Genomic DNA, 23951 nt, shown 5'->3' on the forward strand with positions numbered 1-23951 from the left:
GAACCGAAATGTCTGAAGACAACATCCTCACCGCTCAGGGCTGGGTTCGCGGCCGGCTGATTCACGAACACGGCAAAGTCGTGTCGATCGAAGGCGTGCCTTGCGATCCGGCAGACAACGATCTGCCGTATCTGCTGCCAGGCTTCATCGACCTGCACGTTCACGGCGGTGGCGGTAAGGACATCATGGAAGGCGCCAGCGCTTTCGAGACCATCACCAAGACCCACGTGCGTTTCGGCACCACCTCGCTGCTGGCCACCACCATGACCGCGCCGAGTGCCGAGATTTCCAGCGTACTCAAGGCCGTCGGCGAGTTCTGCGAACAGCGCCCGGCCAACAGCGCCCGGGTCCTCGGCGTACACCTCGAAGGCCCCTACATCAACCCCGGCAAACTGGGCGCGCAACCGAACTTCGCCCACACCGCACTGATGGCCGAAGTCGAAGAATATCTGGCGCTGGCGCCGATCCGGGTGATCACCATCGCCCCGGAAATCGCCGGCCACGACGGTTTGATCCGTGAACTCAGCAGCCGCGGTATCCGCATGCAGATCGGCCACACCCTCGGCAGTTACGAAGAAGGCGTCGCCGCCCTCGACGCCGGCGCTACCAGCTTCACCCATCTCTATAACGCCATGAGCCCGCTGCATCACCGCGAACCGGGCATCGTCGGCGCGGCACTGGCCCACGCCAAGTACGCCGAGCTGATTCCGGACTTGCTCCACGTCCACCCCGGCGCCATCCGCGTGGCTCTGCGCTCGATCCCGTGCCTGTATTGCGTCACCGATTCGACCGCTGCCGCCGGCATGCCCGACGGTGAATACAAGCTCGGCAGCCACACCGTGACCAAATGCCTGGGCGGCGTGCGCCTGCCCGACGGCACGCTGGCCGGCAGCACGCTGACCATGGATCAGGCCCTGCGCAATCTGGTGAAGATCGGTTTGCCGATTGCCGAGGCTTCGCAACGTCTTTCGCAATTCCCCGCCGACTACCTCGGCATCACCGAACGCGGGCGCCTTGAACCCGGCGCCTGGGCCGACTGCGTGCGGCTCGACCGCTCACTCACACTGACCACCGTCATGGTCGAAGGAGAAGACATTGACTTCAAAAATGCTTGAAGAGGCGCTGTCCTCGTTCGAGGCCGTGCAGGCCCAACTGCAACAACTCGACCCGCAACTGATCGAGATCGCCGGGCGCCTGCGCCGTCAGCCGCCGCAAGTGGCGATGACTGTGGCCCGTGGCAGCTCTGATCACGCGGCGAGCTACTTCGCCTACCTGACCATGCAGCAACTGGGCGTGCCGGTAGCGTCGTTGCCGATGTCGGTGGTGACCATGCAGCAGGCGCCGTTGAAGGTCAGCGGTCAGGTCGCTTTTGCCTTCTCGCAGTCGGGTCAGAGCCCGGATCTGGTCAACAGTCTGCGCCTGCTGCGCAAGCGCGGGGCGCTGAGCGTTTCCATGGTTAACGCCGCAGATTCGCCCCTGGAAGCCGCGTGTGAATTCAGCGTGCCGCTGCTCGCCGGCACCGAAAGCAGCGTCGCCGCGACCAAGAGTTTCATCGCCACCCTCAGCGCCAGCGCACGCTTGATCGCGCACTGGAAAGAGGACAACGAATTGCTCGAGGCGCACAACGCCCTGCCCGAAGGCTTGCGTGCAGCAGCGCAACAGGACTGGAGCGCGGCCATTGAGGCCCTGCGCGATTGCGAACGCTTGATGGTCATCGGCCGTGGCGCCGGTTTTGCCATCGCTCAGGAAGCGGCGTTGAAGTTCAAGGAAACCTCGGCGATCCAGGCGGAAGCCTTCAGCAGCGCCGAAGTCCGTCACGGCCCGATGGCGTTGATCGACGAACACTATCCGCTGCTGGTCTTCGCACCACGCGGCGCCGAACAGGCCGGCCTGTTGAGTCTGGCGGCGGAAATGCGTCAACGCGGCGCCCGCGTCTTGCTGGCCGCACCGGACGATGTGAGCGAACGCGATCTGACCCTGAGCCGCGCCGAGCACCCGGCCCTCGATCCGATTCTGGCGATCCAGAGCTTCTACGTGATGGCTGCAGGCCTGGCCGTGGCCCGAGGCATGGACCCAGATCAACCGCGCCACCTGAGCAAAGTGACGCGTACGCACTGATAACCAAAACGGACGACGAATCCCCCTGTAGGAGCTGCCGAAGGCTGCGATCTTTTGATCTGGTTTTTATGGATCAAGATCAACAGATCGCAGCCTTCGGCAGCTCCTACAGGGCTCAGCGAAACCGTGAGATCGCGATGCAGGCATTCAGCAACACCGTGGAATCGCGACATTCCGAACTACTGATGAGACCGAGCCATGCACAACAACAATAAAGAGCTGACCCTCAGCGCCCCGCTCAGCGGCCCGGTGCTCACGCTCGCCAAAGTCCCGGACGCGGTGTTCGCCAGCGGTGCGATGGGCGATGGCATTGCTATCGATCCACTCAACGACACCCTGTATTCGCCATGCGCCGGGGTGATCATTCACGTCGCCCGCACCGGCCACGCCCTCACCGTGCGCGCCGACAATGGCGCAGAAATCCTTCTGCACCTGGGCCTCGACACCGTTGAGCTGAACGGCGAAGGCTTCTCGATGCTGGTCAAGGAAGGTACGCGAGTCAGCAAGGGGCAGCCGCTGTTGCGCTATGACCTGGACAAGGTCGGCCAGCAGTGCAAAAGCCTGGTCAGCCTGTTGATCCTGACCAACAGCGAGGATTTTCAGGTGCGACCAATCACCCTGAAACCGGTGAAAGTCGGCGAGCCGTTGTTGCACATTGTGGCGCGCAACGCTTCTGCGGCGAATGCAGAAGAAATCGCCGGGCCTGAGGTTAACGGTCATGTGCTGGTTGCGCATCGAGGCGGTTTGCATGCGCGCCCCGCCGCATTGATTCGTCAGACGGCGCAAGGTTTCAAAAGCCAGTCGCAGCTGCACTTCGCTGGAAAATCGGCGCCGTGCAACAGCCTGATCGGGTTGATGGCGCTGGCAATCGGCGAGCAGGATGAAGTGCAAGTCAGCTGCCAGGGACCGGACGCCGAAGCCGCGCTGCAAGCGTTGCTCTGCGCATTGGCCACCGCGTTGCCCGACGATCATCACGCTAGCGCCCCGGTCAGCGCGGCACCGCGCACGCGCCCGGCCGAGGCGGGTGTACTGCATGGCGTTGGCGCTGCGCCGGGGTTGGTCGGCGGGCCGCTGTTTCGCTTGAACGCAATCAACTTGCCGGCGGATGCAGGCAATCATGATTCGCTTGAGCAACTGGAAAAACTTGAAGCCGCGCTGAATCAGGTGCGCAGCGAAATCGACGGCACCCTCGCCCAGGCGAAAAAGCACAAAAACACCGACGAAGAAGCGATCTTCGCCGCACACATGGCGCTGCTCGAAGACCCGGCCCTGCTCGACGCCGCACAACAATCCATCGAACAAGGCGCTGCCGCGACTCACGCCTGGAGTCAGTCGATTGATGTCCAGTGCGAAGTGCTCCAGCAAACCGGCAGCACGCTGCTGGCCGAACGCGCCAACGATCTGCGCGACCTCAAACAACGCGTACTGCGCGCCCTGCTCGGCGAAGCCTGGCATTACGACGTGCCGGCCGGTGCCATCGTCGCCGCGCATGAACTGACCCCGTCGGATCTGTTGCAACTCAGCGCGCAAGGCGTCGCCGGGTTGTGCATGGCTGAGGGCGGCGCGACTTCACACGTGGCGATTCTGGCGCGGGGCAAGGGCCTGCCGTGCATGGTTGCTTTGGGCTCGGCATTGCTTGATCAGCCGCAAGGCCAAGCAGTGGTGCTCGACGCCGATAATGGTCGCCTGGAACTGACGCCAAATGCCGAACGCCTGGCCGAAGTCGAACAAGCACAAATCGACCGCCAACAACGTCGCAACGCCCAACAGGCCAAGGCGCATCTGCCGGCGGAAACACGAAACGGTGTGGCCATCGAAGTGGTCGCCAATGTCGCTTCCAGCGCTGAAGCGACGGACGCCTTTGCCAACGGCGCCGACGGTGTCGGTCTGCTGCGCACCGAATTCCTCTTCGTTGATCGCCAGACCGCGCCGGACGTCGAAGAACAGCGCGCCGCCTATCAAGCCGTCATCGATGCCATGGGCGACAAGTCGGTGATCATCCGCACCATCGACGTCGGCGGCGACAAGCAACTCGACTATCTGCCGCTGCCCGCCGAAGCCAACCCGGTACTCGGCTTGCGCGGTATTCGCCTGGCCCAGGCCCGCCCGGAAATCCTTGATCAGCAACTGCGCGCCCTGTTGCAAGTCAGCCCGTTGCAGCGTTGCCGGATCCTGTTGCCGATGGTCACCGAAGTCGATGAGCTGCTGCACATCCGTGAGCGCGTCGACGCGTTGTGCCTTGAACTGAACATCACTCAACGCCCGGAAATCGGCGTGATGATCGAAGTCCCGGCCGCCGCACTGCAAGCCGAACAACTGGCCGAACACGCCGACTTCCTATCCATCGGCACCAACGATCTCTCCCAATACACCTTGGCCATGGACCGCGACCACGCCGGCCTCGCCGCACGGGTCGACGCCTTGCACCCGGCGCTGCTGCGCCTGATCGCCATGACCTGCGAAGGCGCGGCGGTACACAAGCGTTGGGTCGGCGTTTGCGGTGCCCTCGCCTCTGATCCGCTGGCAACACCGGTATTGATCGGCCTCGGCGTCACCGAACTCTCGGTGAGCCCGGTGCAGATCGGTGAAATCAAGGATCGCGTGCGCCAGTTGCACGAAGCCGAATGCCAACGCCTCGCCCGCGACCTGCTCAAGCTGAGCAGCGCTGCGGCGGTGCGTCACGCCTGTCATCAACACTGGCCTCTGCGCTAATAACAACAAGAAGGAGAACCGCCATGTACCAACTCTTCATCGAAGGCCTGCAACGCCTCGGGCGTGCACTGATGCTGCCGATCGCGATCCTGCCGATTGCCGGTCTGCTGCTGCGTCTGGGTGACACCGACCTGCTGAACATCGCGATCATCCACGATGCCGGGCAAGTGATCTTCGCCAACCTGGCAATGATCTTCGCCATCGGCATCGCCGTCGGTTTCGCCAAGGACAACAACGGCACGGCGGGCCTGGCCGGGGTGATCGGTTATCTGGTGATGATCTCCACCCTTAAAGTGCTCGATGCGAGCATCAACATGGGCATGCTCGCCGGGATCGTCAGCGGCCTGATGGCCGGCGCGCTGTACAACCGCTTCAAGGACATCAAACTGCCCGAGTATCTGGCGTTCTTCGGTGGCCGGCGGTTTGTACCGATTGTCACCGGGTTCGCCGCAGTCGGCCTGGGCGTGGTGTTCGGCTACATCTGGCCGCCGATTCAGCACGGTATCAACAGCTTCGGCACCCTGATGATGGAAAGCGGCAGCCTCGGCGCCTTTGTCTTTGGCGTGTTCAACCGCCTGCTGATCGTCACCGGCCTGCACCACATCCTCAACAACATGGCGTGGTTCGTGTTCGGCAACTTCACTGATCCGACTACCGGCGCCTTGGTCACCGGCGACCTGTCGCGCTACTTCGCTGGCGATCCGAAAGGCGGCCAGTTCATGACCGGCATGTTCCCGATGATGATCTTCGGCCTGCCCGCCGCATGCCTGGCGATGTACCGCAACGCCCTGCCGGAACGGCGCAAGGTGATGGGCGGGATCTTCCTGTCGATGGCCCTGACTTCATTCCTGACGGGCGTGACCGAGCCGATTGAATTCGCCTTCATGTTCCTCGCACCGCTGCTTTACCTGCTGCATGCGTTGCTGACCGGGTTGTCGATGGCGATCACCAATGCGCTGAACATCCATTTGGGCTTTACGTTTTCTGGCGGCTTTATCGACATGGTGCTGGGCTGGGGCAAGTCCACCAACGGTTGGCTGGTGGTCCCGGTCGGGCTGGCGTACGCGGTTGTGTATTACGTGGTGTTTGATTTCTGTATTCGTCGTTTCAATCTGAAGACGCCGGGGCGTGAGGATGTGGCGACCGCTGAGAAAGCCGTCCTCACCGAAAACCAACGAGCCGGTGCTTACATCAAAGCCCTCGGTGGTGCGGAGAATCTGCTGACCGTTGGCGCCTGCACTACCCGTCTGCGACTGGAGATGGTGGATCGCAACAAGGCCTCCGATGCCGATTTGAAAGCGCTGGGTGCGATGGCAGTCGTGCGCCCGGGCAAGGGCGGCAGTTTGCAGGTGGTGGTCGGGCCGCTGGCCGACAGCATTGCTGATGAAATTCGCCTGGCGATGCCGGCGTTGGGCCGTGCTGTTATTGCCGAATCTGTTGCAGTGGTCGAGGAGCCAAAAGCCGTGATGGTAGCGAGCGCCGAGGCACAGAAATGGCTGAATGCACTGGGCGGCGGCGGCAATGTGCTGCAACTGGATTGCATCGCCATGAGCCGGATTCGTCTGTTGCTGGCGGATGGCAAGGCGTTGTCCGAGGCTCAGTTGAAAGAGCTGGGGTGTCAGGGTGTCAGCCAGCTGGAAGGTGGCGTTTGGCATTTGCTGGTGGGGGATAAGGCTGCGAGTTTGAGTGGAGCGCTTGAGGCGCTGGTCAATCGTAGCGAAGTCAGCGCCAAGGTCTGAGCCTTTACATCAGAGAGTGTCAGATTTTTTGTGTGCGGGCCGGTAATGGCCTGCCGTCAGGCAGGCCGGGTTTTACCAGGTCGGCCTGATAAATCGATCTCCGTACAGAATCGCAAATTGGTTCATCGCACTCTTCCAGTCATGAGCCGCCGAGCCCCAGTTTGCCGTGATGTTACGCAGCCCAAGCCAGATCAGCTTGGTCGCTGCGTCATCCGTCGGGAAGTGGCCCCGGGTCTTGATGATCTTGCGTAGCTGAGCGTTGATGCTTTCGATAGCGTTGGTCGTATAGATCACTTTTCGAATGGCAGGCGGGAAGACAAAAAATGGAATCACTCGATCCCAGGCTCGTCTCCAGGCCGCCACCACCGTTGGGTATTGCTTACCCCAAGGGCCATTTTCAAAGGCATCCAGTGCTTCCTCAGCCGCTTCTGCGTTGATGGCTTGATAGATCGGTTTTAGCGCCTTGGCCAGCTCACGGCGCTTGTCCCACGCCGCGTAATCGAGGCTGTTGCGGATCAAGTGGACGATGCATGTTTGCAGCGTTGTTGCCGGAAATACTGCGCTTAGCGCCTCTGGCATGCCTTTGAGACCGTCAGTCACGGCGATCAGCACGTCCTCTACGCCGCGGGTCTTGAGGTCGTTGAAGACCTTCATCCAGAACTTCGCACCCTCGGTGTTTTCGATCCAGATACCAAGAATATCGCGCGTTCCATCGGGTAAAACACCCAGCGCCAAGTAAATCGCCTTGTTGCGGACAAGGCCTTCTTCTCGGATCTTGACCCGCAGCGCATCGAAGAAAATGACTGGGTACATCGGCTCAAGCGGTCGCTGTTGCCACGCACCAATTTCCTCCATCACCTCGTGCGTGACTGAGCTGATGAAGTCATGGGAAACGTCCGTCCCGTATTGCTCAGAGAGGAAAGCGCGGATTTCTCGAACGGTCATGCCTCGGGCATACATGGCGATGATCTTGTCATCAAAACCGGTGTAACGCCGCTCATGCTTGGGGATCAGAATGGGGGCAAAACTGCCATCCCGATCACGGGGAATCTCCAGCCGCAGCGGGCCATCCCCCGTCAAAATCGTCTTGCCCGTTTTGCCATTGCGCTGGTTGGTTTCATCCTCTGGGCGCTGCGCGCCCGGCGGATACCCCAGGTGGTGACCGAGCTCGGCACTCAATGCTCGCTCAATCAAGGCCTTCTTGAAGGCCGCAGAAGCGTCTTCAATAGCCTCTGCGGTAATCAGCCCCTCACCGAACTCTTCGAGCAGCTCCTTGGGGATTTTTGGTAGGTCACGCAGGGGTTTCTTTTTGGTTGGCATACATGCACCTCTTACTCATGTTATGCCCGAACACAAAATTTCTGACACCCCCTTACATCAGGCTCTACTCGAAACAACTGATACAAAAAACCCGGCGTTGGCCGTAATGCTGTTCACTTAAGCGGAGCAGCCTTACGGTCCACCGGAAACCGGGTTTTTGAAATCTTCACCGTCCTTGGCCTCGAAGGCCTTGGGCGGTGATCCAGAAACAGCCCGCCAACGCCTTTTCTAAGTTCCGCCAACCGTCTACCCGTCGCTGAAACAGGATTGGCCGCTGCCATCACGATCAACTGCACGGCGATGTACTGGCAAGCCGGCTTGAAACGGATGTCCGACGGCGCTCGACCAAACGCGACTGCTGCCTGACTTGCCTCCCGACGAATCACGTTGTAAGCCAGCAACAACCCCCACACTTCCTGGTAGATCAGATCGACCTTTTTGCTGCGCAAGGTCATTGCGTTTTGCTGCATTGAGCTTTTGATATCCCTGAAGCCCAATTCGATTTCCCAGCGCTCCTGATAAAGCTTGGCAACAGACTTGGTGCTGTAGATCTTGGCCGGCAACGACGTCATGACTGTTTTTACTTTGCCTTGAATTTCATAACTGACTTCACGCGCCTCCCAGTGTGTAGGAAGAGTCGGATTTCGCTTTCTGGCTTGCGGCGAGACTTTCATGCGCACCAAACGGTCGTGCTGGTTGTAACGAGCTACCTCCTCGCAAACCAATCCCTTTTTTGCCGGAATCAGCCAATGACGGTGACTGCCGTCGCCGCTCAGGCTGAGCATGAGATCGGCGCTCCAGAACCCTTTATCGAACAACGTCACGGAGTGGTCGGGGATCTGCTGCAAAAACTCATCGGCCAGACGCATTTCGCTGCGTCGGTAAGGGCTAAGCTGTGCATCCAGGATCAGGTGTGAACGCACATTCATCAGCGCCACCAGGCGCAGCATGGGAAAGGGAGTCTGGCGGTCGGTCGAGGTGTTTCCAGAACCGAAATGGTCTCGCAACTCCGGCGTATCCGGCGTGCGCAGAAGCGCACCATCGACTGCAAATACTTGCAGATCCTGCCAGGCATCATCGGGATAGCGCTGCGCGCCCCATTGAGTACCCGTTTTGCGAAACAACCACTCAACCGGGTCGGCCCCCAGCCGCTTGCGGGCTTCGGTTACACCGCTACGGGCCAATAGATGGTCAGAAGCCAGACCTTGGGCGCAGATGTTCAAACGTCGGGCAACCTCATGAACCGGCTCGTCACGAAACAGTGCCATGCCGAGCACCAGCCAGAGCACTTGGTCGGCAGGCAAGCGACGCCGTCGGATAGTGGCCTGGCTGGACAGATCCAGCGCAGACGCGACCCACTCGATGGGAATATTTTGAGTGAATGTGCTCAAGTCACAGAAGTTGAAAAGGTCGCCGAGGTCGAGCAAGTCCTGTTGAACAGACATAAAAAATCCGATGCCAGAGATCTGACATCGGATTTTCGGAGAAGCCCGGCGAGGATTCAAATGCTTAAGTGAACAGCATTACGGCGTTGGCCGGGTTTTTTCATGCAGCTCAAGTTCAGGACATTCTTGCGCGCTGTTCCGCCTCGTAATGCCGAGTCTGGTACGGCATGAGCGCCTGAATCTTCAAACCCAGACTTTCCGTCAAACCCCAAGCAACCGCCAACTCGTCGCGGCGATTGCGTAATAAAACAGCGGGTTGAGAAACGACGTGTAGCTTGGGTGTTTTGGCGGCGAAAAGCTCGAGTGCATGGAGCGTTTCCGACACGCGGCTATCCGATACACATGCGAAACGCGTAAATCGCTCCAGCAGATAAGCCGCTCGGCGCAGCTCGACTTCATCGCTGTGAAACTTGAGAAATGTTGATACCTCACTCTCAAGATCGGATTTTGAATACCAGACCTCTTTGGCTGCATTGACCAGCGCTGTCCCATCGGCTTGATCCAGCGGTCTTCTGACCAACGTATCCAATGCCGAAGAGAGGACATGATCATCAAGAGAGTTGGACATCTGGTTCCTCCAGGTAGTCCTGCAAGATATTGGTGAGCACTGAGGCAGGTTGCTCTTTGTTGCCAACATATACATCAATTGCTTGCAATGCCAGACACCGGAAATCACTCGCCAGAATGAAACCGGCCCTAAGAAGCGCCTTGATGTCCGCAACGTCGTGATCGGTAGCCCTGCCAAGTTTCGTAATTGCAATATCAACCGGAGCAGCAATATGAATCTGGAGCGGGGACGTCTCCGGAAACTCAGTCATGGGAATACTTCGCGCCCAGTAGTCTTCATGGATCGGGCCGAAACTTGTGTTGTATTGAAGGTCGTAGTTCAGCTCCATCACTCGAGCGGAGCGTTCGTCGATAAAAGGCTCCGGAACTTGAGCAAGAAGCGCTTGAAGGTCGAACCCTGGCGGAAGGCAAGCTTCATAAATCTCCGCATCGACATCCATGGAAATACGATGATTTGTGTAGAGATGTACGGCACAACCACCAAAGACGATGATTTTGACTGCACCCGGATCGGCATTTTCCTGCGTCAATTCTGCTTCGACTGATTTGAACATCGAAACCAATGCCTTCCCCAAGGCAGTATTCGTGTTGATGCGGGGAGTGACTACGGGTAGCAATTCCATTTTTGAACCTCAGAGTCATGTCGATGGCTAAAGCGATGCAACTGGTTGCCCTGCTCGCTGTTTGCCAGAGACAGATCAAGGTATGGATGCAACTTCCGAGGGACAACCTGAAAGAGTGGTAGGAAAATTCCCCGGTTTGATTGCGCTCTGAAACTCGTCTGACGCCTGTTAATGCCTCATCGCTGGCAAGCCAGCTCCCACAGGGGAATGCGTTTCAACTGTGGGAGCCAGCCTGCTGGCGATGAACGGTGACACGGTCGTCAGTTTTGCGGGTCGACCCGATCCAGCGCCCTACTCACTGCCAGTTCGGCGAGCATGACGATTTGCTGGATGCCTAATACCGTGCTGCGCTGAAAACCGCTTAGCTCATTGGCGAAGTTGCTGGCGGCGGCGCTTGCGCTGGCCAATGACTCAACCGCGTGAGCGAGCAGGCTTTCGGTGTCGGCCTGGGGGCAGACCATGAACATGGTGCTCGATCGGCGGGGCTTTGCGGGTTCGGGGCACAAGTAGAAGTCGAGGGCGCGCTTGATGGCTTCACGGTTTCGGGCCTGCTCTTCGGTGCGGAGGGCTTCTTCGAGTGGGGTTTTTGTTTCGGGTGGGTCGGGGACGATTTTAGTCATGGATCGGTCCTTGCTGGTTGGAGCCATCCAAATACCGTTTCTCACGCGGCGAATTGGGTGGCAGCTATGTGCGGGGTGAGAAACCGGGCAAAGACCAGCAAACCTCCGGCCGGACCGAAGTCCGCCCGCACATAGCCACCATAAAAATGCAGCAGCGAATGAGCTGGCGGCAATTATGGGACTACTGGCGCTGGAATGACACTTACCCGGGTTCTCACGCCCGATCACCGCATTGGCAGTGACAACTCAAGACTAGAGACCCGACGTCCGACGGACAACCTGAAAACCTTGTGGGAAGGTTCTGCCAAACAGATACCACTTTAAACACCCAGAAACCGAACGCCGAGCGTCCCGGGCTGCATTCCCCTACAACGTAAAACCGATCAATGCCGGGTTAATCTGCAGCAATGACTTCAAACATGCGCACTGCTGATTCACCTGCCTTGTTTTTGACGAAAACCTCGTGCTTGCCAAGGCTCAATGGCGGAAAACGAAACGACCAAAATCCGCTGACACCCGCAAAGACTTTGCCGACAAAGTAACCGTTGTCGTGAATTGCGATGAGGCTACTGCTTGATGCGATGCCATCGATTGTCACGGGAAGACGAGACGTGGCGACCCGTTCTCCTAACTCTGCGCCGTCATGATCTGTTAACAAGGTAATGGTGGGAACAGCGTTGCAGAAAGTCATGGCCAAGCTCCTTCTTACCCATTTCGATTGAAACCCTATATAACAAAAGATCTACAACACGCACCACTGTCAGAAGTAACAGGTCGACAGATGTTTTCGACAAATGGTCGTTCTTGGCCCCCATCGGTCCCTTTCGCGAGCAAGCTCGCTCTCACAATTGGATTGAGTGCAGTCAGATAGAAGTTGCTCGCCTGTGTCAGTACGTCATCGCGAGCAGGCTCACTCCTACAGTTGGATTGAGTACATCGGCAAGAATCAAGTCGGCTGTCAAGCCGCCTTCTCCGGCACGCTAGCCCAAAGTTTCAATTTGCGAAATACCCCGCGGCAAAGCCGCCCCACTTAACAGGATGAGCGTTAGCTCGGCTGCAGCTTTTGATCTTGATCCACCGGCCCCGTCGGCAGGCTGAGCGGAGGGATTCATCCGGGGGGCAGGCGCGCAGCGCCGTTCGACGAAGTCGAACACATCGAGAGGAGGTGCAGCGCAGCAAACCGGAGGCGATGCGCCCGGATGAGTCCCGGAGCGAAGGAACCCCGAGCGTTAGCGAGTGGGCCGAACGCAGGAGCAAGCCTTTTCGGTTACCTTTTCGGCGTTTGGAAAAGGTGACTCGCCGTAAGGGCCATCCCTTTCAAGGTCTTAGGTAAAATCCCCTGATACTTCAGCCAGGAGGACCCGAACGATGTGGGCCGATGTTCTAGCGCGTTTCGAGAAAAAAGCACCTGCCAGTGTCATGGCCAAATTGGCGCTGGAGCAGGCCATTGCGCCTGAGTGGATTGATCAGGTCTTCGAAGAGCATCGGCAACGGCAGTATTCTCGTGAGCTACTGTTCTCGACCATCATCAAGCTGATGTCCCTTGTTTCATTGGGCTTGAAGCCATCACTGCACGCCGCCGCGCGGCAACTGGAAGATCTTCCTGTCAGTTTGGCTGCCCTCTACGACAAGATCAGTCGTACCGAACCTGCGCTGTTACGCGCTCTGGTCACAGGTTGTGCGCAACGTCTGACTCCGACCTTCAGGCGTGTGAGGATGCCTACGCAAGCGAGCGTGTTTGCGTGCTGCCTCTACTGGCCAATGCCGAGCCAGGCCAAGTGTGGCTGGCTGATCGACTCTATTGCACGCTCCCGGTCATGGAGGCTTGTGAGCAGGTCCAGACATCCTTTGTCATTCGTCAGCAAGCCAAACATCCACGCCTGATTCAATAGGGTGAGTGGCAAGAACCCGTGCCTGTGGAAACAGGCACTGTGCGTGAGCAGATCATCCAGGTCAGAGGCGGTTACCAATGTCGGCGTGTCGAACTGACGCTTCATTCGCCAACAGACTCGGGTGACAGCAGCTTGATGTTCTGGAGCAATCTACCCCAGAGCGTCAGCGCGCAGCAGATCGCGCAACTCTATCGCCGTCGCTGGAGCATTGAAGGCATGTTCCAGCGACTGGAAGCGATCCTGGAAAGTGAAATCGAAACTCTTGGCAGCCCAAAGGCTGCCTTACTCGGGTTCGCCACTGCGGTGTTGGCCTACAACGTCCTGGCCGTCCTCAAACGAAGCGTCGAGCAAGCTCACCGGGATACCCAGCCTGGCGGCTGGGAAGCCTCGATCTATCACTTGGCGGTTCAGGTCAGGAGTGGTTATGAGGGAATGCAGATTGCGCTGCCTTCGGAATATCTTCCCGTCATTCCTCTGGAAAAACTGGCCCAGCGCTTACTAGAGCTGGCCAGCAACATCCAACCCAAACAAGTTGCGAAAAGCCCCCGTGGCCCCAAAGTGCCTAAGCCCAAGACATGGGTCCAAGGCACGGCGGTGCATGCGCATGTTTCAACGGACAGAGTAATCAAGGCTGCCAAAACTAAAAGACCTTGAAAGGGATGGCCGTAAGGGCGGAACCCTAAGCAGCCGTTACCGCAGCAACGGATATGTACCCGATCAGCCAGAACATCATTGCCTGAGCCGACGCCTTCGCGAGCAAGCCCGCTCCCACATTGGAACCCCATCGCACAAAAAATCGCAGGCAACAAAAAACCCGCAGACAATCACTGATCTGCGGGTTTCCTGTTTCAGCAGCAAGGAAGATCAAAAATCTTCCAGCCGCCACACCTCATAAGCCGGCGTCTCGTACGGATGACTGAGCTTCAACGCCGCCACAACAGCAACAATCAACTCATCCGCAACAACAAGCTCAACCTTCCATTCCTCAACCTGCTCGACCTGCCCTGCCTCACCAATAAACGGCTGACTCCCGTCCAAAGGCCGAAACTGACCCAAACCAAGCACCTGCCACGCACAGTGGTCATAGTCACCGATCTGCCCACCACCGGCAGCGAACACAGCCCCTTTGACCACCTCGACATGACTGTCAGGAACAAAAAACGCCAGCTTGTACACAGGCCTTAGTTCACCCAGACGCGAGCGTTACGGAACATACGCATCCAAGGTGCGTCCTCGTTCCAGTCTTCCGAACGCCACGAGTTCTGCACTGCACGGAACACACGCTCCGGGTGCGGCATCATGATCGTCACACGGCCATCACGGCTGGTGAGACCGGTAATCCCGCGCGGCGAACCGTTCGGGTTGGCCGGATAACGCTCGGTGACCTTGCCATGGTTGTCGACGAAACGCATCGCCACACAACCCGACAGATCCGCTTCCAGCAGCGCTTCTTCGCTGGAGAATTCGGCGTGACCTTCACCGTGAGCGATGGCGATCGGCATACGCGAACCGGCCATGCCCTGCAGGAAGATCGAGTTCGACTCCTGAACCTGAACCATCGCCACGCGCGCTTCGAACTGCTCGGAGCGGTTGCGCACGAAGTGCGGCCAGAACTCGCTGCCCGGGATCAGCTCGTGCAGGTTGGACATCATCTGGCAACCGTTGCACACGCCGAGGGTGAAGCTGTCGTTACGTTCGAAGAAACCCTGGAACGCATCGCGGGCGCGGCTGTTGAACAGTGCCGACTTGGCCCAGCCTTCACCGGCACCCAGTACGTCGCCGTAGGAGAAACCACCGCACGCCACCAGACCTTTGAACTCGTTCAGGTCGACACGGCCGGCCAGAATGTCGCTCATGTGCACGTCGATCGCGTTGAAACCGGCGCGGTCGAACGCGGCCGCCATTTCCACCTGACCGTTGACGCCCTGCTCACGCAGCACGGCAACCTGTGGGCGGATGCCTTTCTTGATGTAAGGCGCGGCGATGTCCTGGTTGACGTCGTAGCTGAGCTTGACGCTCAGGCCCGGGTTGTCTTCTTCCAGCAGCACGTCGAACTCTTGTTCGGCGCAGTCGGCGTTGTCGCGCAGACGCTGGATCTGGTAGCTGGTCTCAGCCCAGGTACGCTGCAGCAAACGACGCTGGCCTTCGAACACAGTGTCACCGTTGAAGGTGATGTTGATCTGGCCGTTGTTGATTGGCTGACCGATCACCGACACGCAATCGCCCAGACCGGCAGCGCTGAACTGCGCGAGGATGTCCGGCGTGGCGTCCTGACGAACCTGGATCACGGCGCCCAGTTCTTCGTTGAACAGGATCGCGGCGATGTCGGCCGACGTTTCAGCCAGACCGTCGAGGTTCAGGCTCAGACCGCAATGACCGGCGAAGGCCATTTCCACCACGGAGGTCAGCAGACCACCGTCGGAACGGTCGTGGTAAGCCAGCAGGTGACCGTCGGCGTTGAGGCCCTGGATCACGGCGAAGAAGGCTTTGAGATCTTCAGCATCATCGACGTCCGGCGCTTGCGAGCCGAGCTTGCCGTGCACCTGAGCGAGGATCGAAGCGCCCATGCGGTTCTGGCCGCGACCGAGGTCGATCAGGATCAGGTCGGTGGTGCCCTTGTCCATGCGCAGTTCCGGAGTCAGGGTCTGACGGATGTCAGCCACTGGCGCGAAACCGGTCACGATCAACGACATCGGCGAGGTCACGGTTTTTTCTTCGCCGTTATCGTTCCAGCGGGTGGCCATGGACATCGAGTCCTTGCCCACCGGAATGGTGATACCCAGCTCAGGGCACAGTTCCATGCCGACCGCTTTCACGGTGTCGTACAGACGCGCGTCTTCACCCGGGTGGCCAGCGGCGGACATCCAGTTCGCCGACAGTTTGATGTCGGAGAGCTTGTTGATGCGCGAAGCGGCAATGTTGGTCAGGGTTTCGCCGATGGCCATGCGGCCCGACGCCGGGGCGTCCAGCAGCGCCAGCGGAGTACGCTCGCCCATCGCCATCGCTTCACCGGTGTAGACGTCGAAACTGGTGGCGGTGACAGCAACGTCAGCCACCGGAACCTGCCACGGGCCAACCATTTGGTCACGGGCGACGAGGCCGGTGATGGTGCGGTCGCCGATGGTGATCAGGAAGCTCTTGCTCGCCACGGCCGGGTGATGCAGAACGCGTTCGATGCTTTCGCTGATGTCGAGGTTCGACGGATCGAAGTCATCGCCCAGCTCGGCTTCACGCACCACCGAACGGTGCATGCGCGGCGCCTTGCCCAGCAACACTTCCAGTGGCATGTCCACCGGGTTGTTGCCGAAGTGGCTATCGGTCACGGTCAGTTGCGGCTCGGCGGTGGCTTCACCAACGACGGCAAACGGGCAACGCTCACGTTCGCAGATCGCCTGGAAGCGCGCGAAGTCTTCAGGGCCGACGGCCAGAACATAACGCTCCTGGGATTCGTTGGACCAGATTTCGTGCGGGGCCATGCCCGGCTCGTCGTTAGGAATGTTGCGCAGTTCGAAACGGCCACCGCGCTCGCCGTCGTTGACCAGTTCCGGGAAGGCGTTGGACAGACCGCCCGCGCCGACGTCGTGGATGAAGCTGATCGGGTTTTTGTCACCCAGTTGCCAGCAACGGTCGATGACTTCCTGGCAGCGACGTTCCATTTCAGGGTTTTCACGCTGAACCGAAGCGAAGTCCAGATCCGCCGAGCTGGTGCCGGTGGCCATGGAGGAAGCCGCGCCGCCGCCCAGACCGATCAACATCGCCGGGCCGCCAAGCACGATCAGCTTGGAGCCAACGACGATTTCGCCTTTCTTGACGTGTTCTTCGCGGATGTTACCCATGCCGCCAGCGAGCATGATCGGCTTGTGGTAACCGCGAACTTCGTCACCGTGCGGGGTGGTGATCGACTGTTCGAAGGTACGGAAGTAACCCGTCAGGGCCGGACGACCGAATTCGTTGTTGAACGCGGCGCCGCCGAGCGGGCCTTCGATCATGATGTCCAGCGCCGTAACGATGCGCTCAGGCTTGCCGTACGGCACTTCCCACGGCTGTTCAAAGCCCGGGATCTGCAAGTTGGATACGGTGAAACCGGTCAGGCCAGCCTTTGGCTTGGCGCCACGACCGGTTGCGCCTTCGTCACGGATCTCGCCGCCGGAACCGGTGGATGCGCCCGGGAACGGGGCAATCGCGGTCGGGTGGTTGTGGGTTTCAACCTTCATCAGGATGTGCACCGGCTCCTGCACCGCGCCGTACTGGCGGGTTTCAGGATTCGGGAAGAAACGGCCGGCAACGTTGCCGACGATCACCGAAGCGTTGTCCTTATAAGCCGACAGAACGCCTTCGCTGTGCATCACGTAGGTGTTCTTGATCATGCCGAACAGGCTTTTTTCCTGGTTCTCACCATCAATATCCCAACTGGCGTTGAAGATCTTGTGACGGCAGTGCTCGGAGTTGGCCTGGGCGAACATCATCAGTTCGATGTCGTGCGGGTTGCGCTTGAGACCGTTGAAGGCGTCGACCAGGTAGTCGATCTCGTCTTCGGCCAAGGCCAGACCCAGCTCGGTGTTGGCTTTTTCCAGCGCGGCGCGACCGCCGCCGAGGATGTCGATCGCCGTCAGCGGCTTCGGCTCGGCGTGGCTGAACAGACCGGCGGCCTGCTCAAGGTTGCCGAGGACGATTTGCGTCATGCGGTCATGCAATACATCAGCAATCTGCTGGGCTTGGGCGTCGCTGAACTGACCGGCCACGTAGAACGCAATACCGCGCTCCAGGCGCTGGATCTTGCTCAGACCGCAGTTGCGGGCGATGTCGCTGGCCTTGCTCGACCATGGCGAGATGGTGCCGAAACGTGGCAACACCAGAAACAGACGGCCGGTCGGCTCTTGTACCGGAACACTTGGACCGTACTTCAGAAGGCGCGCAAGCACCTGCTGTTCGTCGCCGGTCAGGACGCCGGTGACTTCGGCGAAGTGAGCGAATTCAGCATACAGGCCACTGACAGACGGAACCTTCTGGCTCAGTTGCTCAAGGAGTTTGCTGTGGCGAAAGGCAGAAAGGGCAGGAGCGCCGCGCAGGATCAACATCTTCGGGACAGCCTCGGGAAGGGGTGTGCTTTGAGGCCGTGCATTCTAGCCTAAACCGACCTCAACATCACCCGAAACGCTACGCACGGTTGCACTCGGGTGTCGATCTGTGTTTCTGCCTCGAGAGTCAAATTTATGCAGCATCTGAGTGCGGCTTATTTTTACTGTAACAAAATGCCTTTCGGCCCTATTACTGCGGGGTTTCGGTCGGTTTTGTGATCTCTAGCAGACAACCCCTTAACTGTCGAGATATGGCGCCCGCAGTCCTTTGCGTATACTGCGCAAATGTTTTTCCCAACGGCTTTGCGTCCGCGGTACGCCAAATGGCTGATCGCAACCGGACTCTTCCTGGTGCTCGGTGGCTGTGTTGATAAACCCAACACACTCGAGCGCGTAAAGGAGGATGGCGTGCTGCGGGTGATTACCCGAAACAGCCCCGCCACCTACTTCCAGGATCGCAGCGGTGAAACCGGCTTCGAATACGAGCTGGTGAAGCGCTTTGCCGACGATTTGGGTGTGGAGCTTAAAATCGAGACCGCCGACAACATCGACGATCTCTTCAACCAGATCGGCAAGCCGAACGGCCCGGTGCTGGCTGCCGCAGGACTGGTCAGCAGCGACCAGCGCAAGCAGCAAGTGCGGTTCTCCCACTCCTACCTCGAAGTCACGCCGCAGATCATCTATCGCAACGGCCAGTCGCGGCCGACCGACGCCGGTGATCTGGTCGGCAAGAAGATCATGGTGCTCAAGGGCAGCACCCACGCCGAGCAACTGGCTGAGCTGAAAAAGAAGTATCCCGGCATCGAATACGAGGAATCTGACGCCGTTGAAGTCGTCGATCTGCTGCGTATGGTCGATGAAGGCCAGATTGACCTGACCCTGGTCGATTCCAACGAAGTGGCGATGAATCAGGTGTATTTCACCAATATTCGCGTGGCCTTCGACCTCGGCGATGCGCGCAGCCAGAGCTGGGCGGTGGGCCCCGGCGAAGACAACAGCCTGCTCAACGAGATCAACAGCTATCTGGACAAGGTGCAGAAGAACGGCACCCTGCAACGCCTGAAAGACCGTTATTACGGGCATGTCGACGTCCTCGGCTACATGGGCGCCACGACCTTCGCCCAGCACTTGCAGCAGCGTCTGCCCAAATACGAACAGCACTTCAAGAATTACGCCAAGAAAGAGAAAGTCGACTGGCGTCTGCTCGCCGCCATCGGTTATCAGGAATCGCTGTGGCAGCCGACGGTCACCTCGAAAACCGGTGTGCGCGGTTTGATGATGCTGACCCAGAACACCGCGCAGGCAATGGGCGTATCCAATCGCCTCGATCCGAAGCAGAGCATCATGGGCGGCGCCAAGTACCTGGCTTACATGAAAGATCAGCTCGACGACTCAATCAAGGAACCGGACCGGACGTGGTTTGCCCTGGCCGCGTATAACGTCGGCAGCGGCCATCTGGACGACGCGCGCAAACTGACCGCCAAGGAAGGGTTGAACCCGGACAAGTGGCTGGATGTGAAGAAAATCCTGCCGCGCCTGTCGCAGAAGCAGTGGTACAGCAAGACCCGCTACGGCTACGCCCGGGGCGGTGAGCCGGTGCATTTTGTGGCGAACATTCGTCGCTACTACGACATTCTCACCTGGGTGACCCAGCCGCAGCTCGAGGGCGATCAGGTGGCCGAGGGCAACCTGCATGTTCCGGCCATCGACAAGTCGAAACCGGCTCAAGAACCCGCCCCGCTCTAACCAACACCCCAAAAACAAATGTGGGAGCGAGCCTGCTCGCGAAGGCGTCGTGTCAGTCGACATCATCTTTGACTGAATACACCGCTTTCGCGAGCAGGCTCGCTTGTATGGTAGGACTTGAAGGGAGGAGGAGGGACAAGGCTCGATTCTGACTGTTGACGCAGCACAGACCGTGGGAGATTTCGCCCCTCCTCCTTTCACCCAAGCGCCGATAAAGAATGTAGTGGTCAACTAATCCCGGACACGACGTTAAGTTTTTTCTCGGCCTGAGCTGGGGCCAGTCCGTTGTTGAATTGGTGCGGTCTAATCCAGTTGTACCGATGCATCAGGTAATGACTGATGTCGCGGTGCGCTTCTTGAGCTGTCATGTAGCCCACGGTCGGTATCCATTCAGTTTTCAAGCTGCGAAACACACGCTCCATCGGCGCGTTATCCCAGCAGTTTCCACGACGGCTCATGCTTTGGCGCATGCGGTAACGCCAGAGCCGTTGGCGAAACTGGCGACTGCCATATTGCGAGCCCTGATCCGAGTGAAACAGAAGCCCTTGAGGCCTGCCACGCTGTTCGTAAGCCATGTCCAACGCCTTGATGACCAGATCCGCATCCGGCTTGTTCGACAGCGCCCAGCCCACCACTCGGCGCGCGTAAAGATCCATAACGACAGCCAGGTAATGCCATTTCCCTTGAGCCCAGATGTAGGTGATGTCGCCACACCAGACCTGATTCGGCGCCGGCACATCAAACTCTCGATTCAATATGTTCGGAATGTCAGGCCGCTCAACCGTCGCTTGTTTGTAGGCATGTGATCCAGGTTGTTTACTGACCAACTCCAGTTCCCGCATCAGGCCTCGCACCTTGAACCGCCCAATTTGCTCGCCGTCTTCCTGCATCATCGACACGATGCTGCGGCTACCGGCGGCGCTTCGACTTTGCGTAAACAGTTCGTTAACCAGGCTGCGCAACCGAAGCCGCTCAACGTCTGGAGTTCGGCGCCTGAGACGATGGGCGTAGTAACACGAACGAGTGACGTCAAAGACTGCGCAAAGCCAATCAACCGGCTCTTGGGGGCTCAGTTGATCAATCAGCGCGTGCGCTCGTGCTCTTCCGACATCAAGAGCGCGGTAGCCTTTTTTAAAATGGATTTCTCCCGCTCAAGTCGAGCGATTCGAGCTTCCAATTCCTGGATTTTCTGTTGCTCTGGCGTCAGCGCTTTACTCTGCGGAGTAACGCCAGTGCGCTCCTGCTGAAGCTGATTAACCCAGCGGCGCAACGCGGACTCAACCACACCAAGCGAGCGGCTGGCTTCGATATGGCTATAGCCTTGATCGAGCACGAGGCCTGCGGCCTCGCGTTTGAATTCAGCGGAAAAAGAACGACGTTGTTTGGTCATCAGACACCTCTATCTGGCGAGCATTCTCGCCTAAATGGGTGTCCGGTTTCATTAGACCACTACAGAATGCATCTGGCTAGACCGACGATAGGAACAAGCCTGCGCCTCTGGGTGAACCCTTCAAGTGCTCAAACCTTATCCCGGAGGAAATCCTGTGGCAATGCCAGTCGCTCTATCAAATCCGATCGTTGGCGTGGATGTCGCCAAAAATGAACTGGTGATTTATCAGGCCGATAGCGATCTGCTTGAAGCGATTCCCAATACCAAAACATCCATCAAGCAGTGGCTGAAGGCCTTGCTCGTCCCCGTGTCTATTGCCATTGAGGCAACCAACATCTACCACCTGGAATTCGCTGATTTGGCCTATGCGGCCGGTTGCACGATTTACATGGTGGGCGGCTATGAACTCAAACACTACCGCGAAGGCGTGAAGATCCGCGCCAAAACCGACGCCTTGGACGCCAAGCTGCTGGCCCGTTACCTGAAGAACGAAGCCGAGGAGTTGCACCCCTGGACCCCGCCATCACCGCTGTACCGCCAGCTCCTGAGCCTTTTCCGCCGCCGCGCGGCTTTGGTCCAGGCAAGGGTCGGCCTGGTGCAGAGCTGGTCGAATGAGCCGCTGTTGAAGGCAGCTTTTGCTGAACAAATAAAATCCATGCAGCGGCTTGAAACGATGATCGAAAAGACGATCAACGATCAGCTCAAACAAGCCGGTTTGCTCGGCCAATTGAAGCGTTGCCTGAAAGTTGAGGGCATTGGATTTCTGACCGGAGCGCGCCTGCTCACGGCGTTTCAGCGGGGAGAATTTAGCAACGCGGATGCGTTTATCGCCTTCCTGGGCATGGATTTACGGGTATCGAAATCAGGGCAAAAGGACGGTCGCCGCAGCTTGACCAAGCGCGGAGACCCCGAGGCCCGCCGACTTTTGCACAACGCAGCGATGTCGGCTAGCCGTACGATAGCCTGGAAAGGGTTTTACGAAGCCCAGAGAGCACGGGGTTTCAGCACCACGCAGGCGTTGGTGATGCTGGCTCGCAAACTTGCTCGGGTGGTATTCGCCTTGCTGAAAGGGCAAAGCGAATATCAGACAAAAGTCAGTTGAGGGCTTCCCCTCAACCATAGAATCTCCCACAGGTGGGGCTGTGTTGCCGCTTAGTGTTTTGCAGCTGCGAGAATCAACGCTTTCATCTCGGACACTGCGGACTTGAACCCCACGAACAGAGCATGCGCCACCAACGCATGGCCAATGTTCAGTTCATTGATGCCCTTGATCGCCGCCACCGCCTCAACGTTGTGGTAGTGCAGGCCATGGCCGGCATTGACGATCAGGCCCTGGGCCAGACCAAACGCAACACCATCCGCCACGCGCTTCAATTCTTCGGCAACTTCAGTCGGTGTTTCGGCGTCGGCATAACGCCCGGTGTGCAGTTCGATGGCCGGCGCACCGACGCGCTTCGAAGCGGCAATCTGGCGCTCATCGGCGTCGATGAACAGCGACACTTCGCTGCCGATCTTCGACAGACGCTCAACCGCAGCCCTGATCCGTTCCTCCTGCCCCGCTACGTCCAGACCGCCCTCAGTGGTCAGCTCCTGACGGGTTTCCGGAACCAGGCAGATGTGCGCCGGCCGGATGCGCTCGGCGAACGCCATCATTTCTTCGGTGACGCCCATTTCGAAGTTCATGCGGGTTTGCAGCACATCCTTGAGCAACAGCACGTCGCGCTCCTGAATGTGTCGGCGGTCTTCACGCAGGTGCACGGTGATGCCGTCGGCGCCCGCCTCTTCCGCGTCCAGCGCCGCCTTGACCGGATCCGGGTAGCGCGTGCCACGGGCCTGACGCAGGGTGGCGACGTGGTCGATGTTCACGCCAAGAAGAATGCGATTGCTGGTGGTCACGGGTGCGCGCTCCTGAAGGAAAAGATTCGGCGCACAGCATACGTGAGATCAGGGCTTGCGAAACAGCTCGCGACTGACAAGAGGACGACCGCCCAAATGAACCGCCAATGCCTGACGCATCAAGCGCTTGGCGGCGGACAGTGCGCCGGGCGCGGTCCAGTCGGCTTCGGACATGGCCAGTAATTCGGCGCCATTGAACAGGCCGGGTTGCAGCAGGTAGACACGCTCAAGCCCGGCATCGACTTGCAGCCGATAGAGGCCGTCCGGCGCGACAGGTTCGCCGTGAATATCGCTGTTCATGGAAAAGCCGTAGCCGAGATCATCCAGCAGGCGCCATTCGAACGAGCGCAACAGCGGCTCCAGCGCTCGGCCTTCAGCCAGGGCCAGCAAGGTCGCAGCGTAATGATCAAACACGGCCGGATGCGGGTCTTCGGCGGGCAGCAAGCGGATCAGTAACTCATTGAGGTAGAGGCCACTGAACAGGGCCTCGCCAACCATCCAGGTCGCGTTGCCGGCACTTTCCATGCGCCCGACATTCTTCAGCTCGCCCTTGCCACGAAACTCTACTTCCAGCGGTACGAACGGTCGCGCCAGCGTCCCGGCCTTGCCCCGCGCACTGCGCAACACCGCCCGCAGCCGACCTTGCGGCGTTAGGAAATCGACCAACGCGCTGGTTTCGCGGTAGGCGCGAGAATGCAGAACGTAGGCGGGTTGGGCGGGAGGTGGGGTTTGCGACATTGAGTTCTCGATGAAGAAACGCAGCTTTGTAAACAACCCAAAACCAAATGTGGGAGCGGGCTTGCTC

General features: G+C 58.9%; 17 protein-coding genes and 1 pseudogene. 7 read left to right on the forward strand and 11 right to left on the reverse strand.

Going from position 1 to position 23951, the window contains the following annotated elements; translation table 11 throughout:
• Nucleotides 1-8 precede the first annotated feature (8 nt).
• The 4 genes from nagA to nagE all read left to right on the forward strand — a co-directional run bounded on the left by nagA (nucleotide 9) and on the right by nagE (nucleotide 6569).
• Complete coding sequence (gene nagA / locus ATI02_RS09655; RefSeq protein WP_100846140.1) at nucleotides 9-1115, forward strand: N-acetylglucosamine-6-phosphate deacetylase; 1107 nt, start codon at nucleotides 9-11, stop codon at nucleotides 1113-1115.
• Complete coding sequence (locus ATI02_RS09660; protein WP_095188846.1) at nucleotides 1096-2118, forward strand: SIS domain-containing protein; 1023 nt, start codon at nucleotides 1096-1098, stop codon at nucleotides 2116-2118. Before nagA ends, ATI02_RS09660 begins: the two co-directional genes overlap by 20 nt.
• A gap of 198 nt (nucleotides 2119-2316) precedes the next feature.
• Complete coding sequence (ptsP, locus tag ATI02_RS09670) at nucleotides 2317-4830, forward strand: phosphoenolpyruvate--protein phosphotransferase (protein WP_100846141.1); 2514 nt, start codon at nucleotides 2317-2319, stop codon at nucleotides 4828-4830.
• A 23-nt stretch (nucleotides 4831-4853) separates the two neighbouring features.
• Nucleotides 4854-6569, forward strand: a complete 1716-nt coding sequence (nagE, locus tag ATI02_RS09675; protein ID WP_100846142.1) for an N-acetylglucosamine-specific PTS transporter subunit IIBC — start codon at nucleotides 4854-4856, stop codon at nucleotides 6567-6569.
• Between the two features lie 72 nt (nucleotides 6570-6641).
• Here nagE and ATI02_RS09680 read toward each other — a convergent pair whose 3' ends face one another.
• The 6 genes from ATI02_RS09680 to ATI02_RS09705 form a co-directional block, all read right to left on the reverse strand.
• Nucleotides 6642-7889: an IS256 family transposase gene (locus ATI02_RS09680; protein ID WP_095191982.1), complete on the reverse strand. Its 1248-nt coding sequence runs from the start codon at nucleotides 7887-7889 to the stop codon at nucleotides 6642-6644.
• A 113-nt stretch (nucleotides 7890-8002) separates the two neighbouring features.
• On the reverse strand, nucleotides 8003-9334 hold the full coding sequence (locus tag ATI02_RS09685; RefSeq protein ID WP_100845381.1) for an IS4 family transposase: 1332 nt from the start codon (nucleotides 9332-9334) through the stop codon (nucleotides 8003-8005).
• Between the two features lie 115 nt (nucleotides 9335-9449).
• The gene (locus ATI02_RS09690; RefSeq protein ID WP_100846143.1) at nucleotides 9450-9902 is read right to left on the reverse strand and encodes a hypothetical protein; all 453 of its coding nucleotides are present in this window, start codon (nucleotides 9900-9902) and stop codon (nucleotides 9450-9452) included.
• On the reverse strand, nucleotides 9886-10524 hold the full coding sequence (locus tag ATI02_RS09695) for a DUF6036 family nucleotidyltransferase (RefSeq protein WP_191626461.1): 639 nt from the start codon (nucleotides 10522-10524) through the stop codon (nucleotides 9886-9888). The genes ATI02_RS09690 and ATI02_RS09695 overlap by 17 nt, the downstream gene beginning before the upstream one ends.
• 260 nt (nucleotides 10525-10784) lie before the next feature.
• The gene (locus tag ATI02_RS09700) at nucleotides 10785-11144 is read right to left on the reverse strand and encodes a DUF6124 family protein (RefSeq protein ID WP_100846144.1); all 360 of its coding nucleotides are present in this window, start codon (nucleotides 11142-11144) and stop codon (nucleotides 10785-10787) included.
• 394 nt (nucleotides 11145-11538) lie between these two features.
• Complete coding sequence (locus ATI02_RS09705; protein ID WP_100846145.1) at nucleotides 11539-11835, reverse strand: hypothetical protein; 297 nt, start codon at nucleotides 11833-11835, stop codon at nucleotides 11539-11541.
• 728 nt (nucleotides 11836-12563) lie between these two features.
• Between ATI02_RS09705 and ATI02_RS09710 the strand changes: the two are divergent.
• Nucleotides 12564-13690: pseudogene (locus ATI02_RS09710) on the forward strand (transposase).
• Nucleotides 13691-13900: 210 nt separating this feature from the next.
• Here ATI02_RS09710 and ATI02_RS09715 read toward each other — a convergent pair.
• The gene (locus ATI02_RS09715) at nucleotides 13901-14212 is read right to left on the reverse strand and encodes a YqfO family protein (RefSeq protein ID WP_100846146.1); all 312 of its coding nucleotides are present in this window, start codon (nucleotides 14210-14212) and stop codon (nucleotides 13901-13903) included.
• A 5-nt stretch (nucleotides 14213-14217) separates the two neighbouring features.
• Nucleotides 14218-18114 (reverse strand): phosphoribosylformylglycinamidine synthase, encoded by a 3897-nt coding sequence (gene purL / locus ATI02_RS09720; RefSeq protein ID WP_100846147.1) that lies wholly within the window; start codon nucleotides 18112-18114, stop codon nucleotides 14218-14220.
• A gap of 285 nt (nucleotides 18115-18399) precedes the next feature.
• Here purL and mltF point away from each other — a divergent pair, with 285 nt between their 5' ends.
• Complete coding sequence (gene mltF / locus ATI02_RS09725; protein WP_095188839.1) at nucleotides 18400-19860, forward strand: membrane-bound lytic murein transglycosylase MltF; 1461 nt, start codon at nucleotides 18400-18402, stop codon at nucleotides 19858-19860.
• Nucleotides 19861-20087: 227 nt separating this feature from the next.
• Here the strand turns inward: mltF and ATI02_RS09730 are convergent.
• Nucleotides 20088-21250 (reverse strand): IS3 family transposase gene (locus ATI02_RS09730; RefSeq protein ID WP_100846148.1). Its coding sequence is split into 2 segments (ribosomal slippage): nucleotides 20088-20995 and nucleotides 20995-21250, totalling 1164 coding nucleotides; the frame shifts between segments, so codons are not numbered across the junction.
• A 160-nt stretch (nucleotides 21251-21410) separates the two neighbouring features.
• Between ATI02_RS09730 and ATI02_RS09735 the strand changes: the two genes are divergently transcribed.
• Entirely contained in the window at nucleotides 21411-22352 is a 942-nt protein-coding gene (locus ATI02_RS09735) for an IS110 family transposase (RefSeq protein ID WP_100846149.1), read from the forward strand.
• 50 nt (nucleotides 22353-22402) lie between these two features.
• Here the strand turns inward: ATI02_RS09735 and pdxJ are convergent, their stop codons facing one another.
• Both pdxJ and recO read right to left on the reverse strand, forming a co-directional pair.
• The gene (gene pdxJ, locus ATI02_RS09740) at nucleotides 22403-23146 is read right to left on the reverse strand and encodes a pyridoxine 5'-phosphate synthase (protein ID WP_064382428.1); all 744 of its coding nucleotides are present in this window, start codon (nucleotides 23144-23146) and stop codon (nucleotides 22403-22405) included.
• A gap of 48 nt (nucleotides 23147-23194) precedes the next feature.
• Nucleotides 23195-23884 (reverse strand): DNA repair protein RecO, encoded by a 690-nt coding sequence (gene recO, locus ATI02_RS09745; protein WP_095188838.1) that lies wholly within the window; start codon nucleotides 23882-23884, stop codon nucleotides 23195-23197.
• Nucleotides 23885-23951: the final 67 nt, after the last annotated feature.

It is taken from the genome of Pseudomonas baetica, assembly GCF_002813455.1.
GTDB lineage: Bacteria > Pseudomonadota > Gammaproteobacteria > Pseudomonadales > Pseudomonadaceae > Aquipseudomonas > Aquipseudomonas baetica.

Coding starts and splice junctions, on each gene's coding strand:
- mltF (WP_095188839.1), top strand. CDS start 18,400: ATGTTTTTCCCAACGGCTTTGCGTCCGCGGTACGCCAAATGGCTGATC.
- ptsP (WP_100846141.1), top strand. CDS start 2,317: ATGCACAACAACAATAAAGAGCTGACCCTCAGCGCCCCGCTCAGCGGC.
- ATI02_RS09690 (WP_100846143.1), bottom strand. CDS start 9,902: ATGTCCAACTCTCTTGATGATCATGTCCTCTCTTCGGCATTGGATACG.
- ATI02_RS09700 (WP_100846144.1), bottom strand. CDS start 11,144: ATGACTAAAATCGTCCCCGACCCACCCGAAACAAAAACCCCACTCGAA.
- ATI02_RS09705 (WP_100846145.1), bottom strand. CDS start 11,835: ATGACTTTCTGCAACGCTGTTCCCACCATTACCTTGTTAACAGATCAT.
- ATI02_RS09685 (WP_100845381.1), bottom strand. CDS start 9,334: ATGTCTGTTCAACAGGACTTGCTCGACCTCGGCGACCTTTTCAACTTC.
- purL (WP_100846147.1), bottom strand. CDS start 18,114: ATGTTGATCCTGCGCGGCGCTCCTGCCCTTTCTGCCTTTCGCCACAGC.
- recO (WP_095188838.1), bottom strand. CDS start 23,884: ATGTCGCAAACCCCACCTCCCGCCCAACCCGCCTACGTTCTGCATTCT.
- ATI02_RS09695 (WP_191626461.1), bottom strand. CDS start 10,524: ATGGAATTGCTACCCGTAGTCACTCCCCGCATCAACACGAATACTGCC.
- ATI02_RS09680 (WP_095191982.1), bottom strand. CDS start 7,889: ATGCCAACCAAAAAGAAACCCCTGCGTGACCTACCAAAAATCCCCAAG.
- ATI02_RS09735 (WP_100846149.1), top strand. CDS start 21,411: ATGCCAGTCGCTCTATCAAATCCGATCGTTGGCGTGGATGTCGCCAAA.
- nagA (WP_100846140.1), top strand. CDS start 9: ATGTCTGAAGACAACATCCTCACCGCTCAGGGCTGGGTTCGCGGCCGG.
- nagE (WP_100846142.1), top strand. CDS start 4,854: ATGTACCAACTCTTCATCGAAGGCCTGCAACGCCTCGGGCGTGCACTG.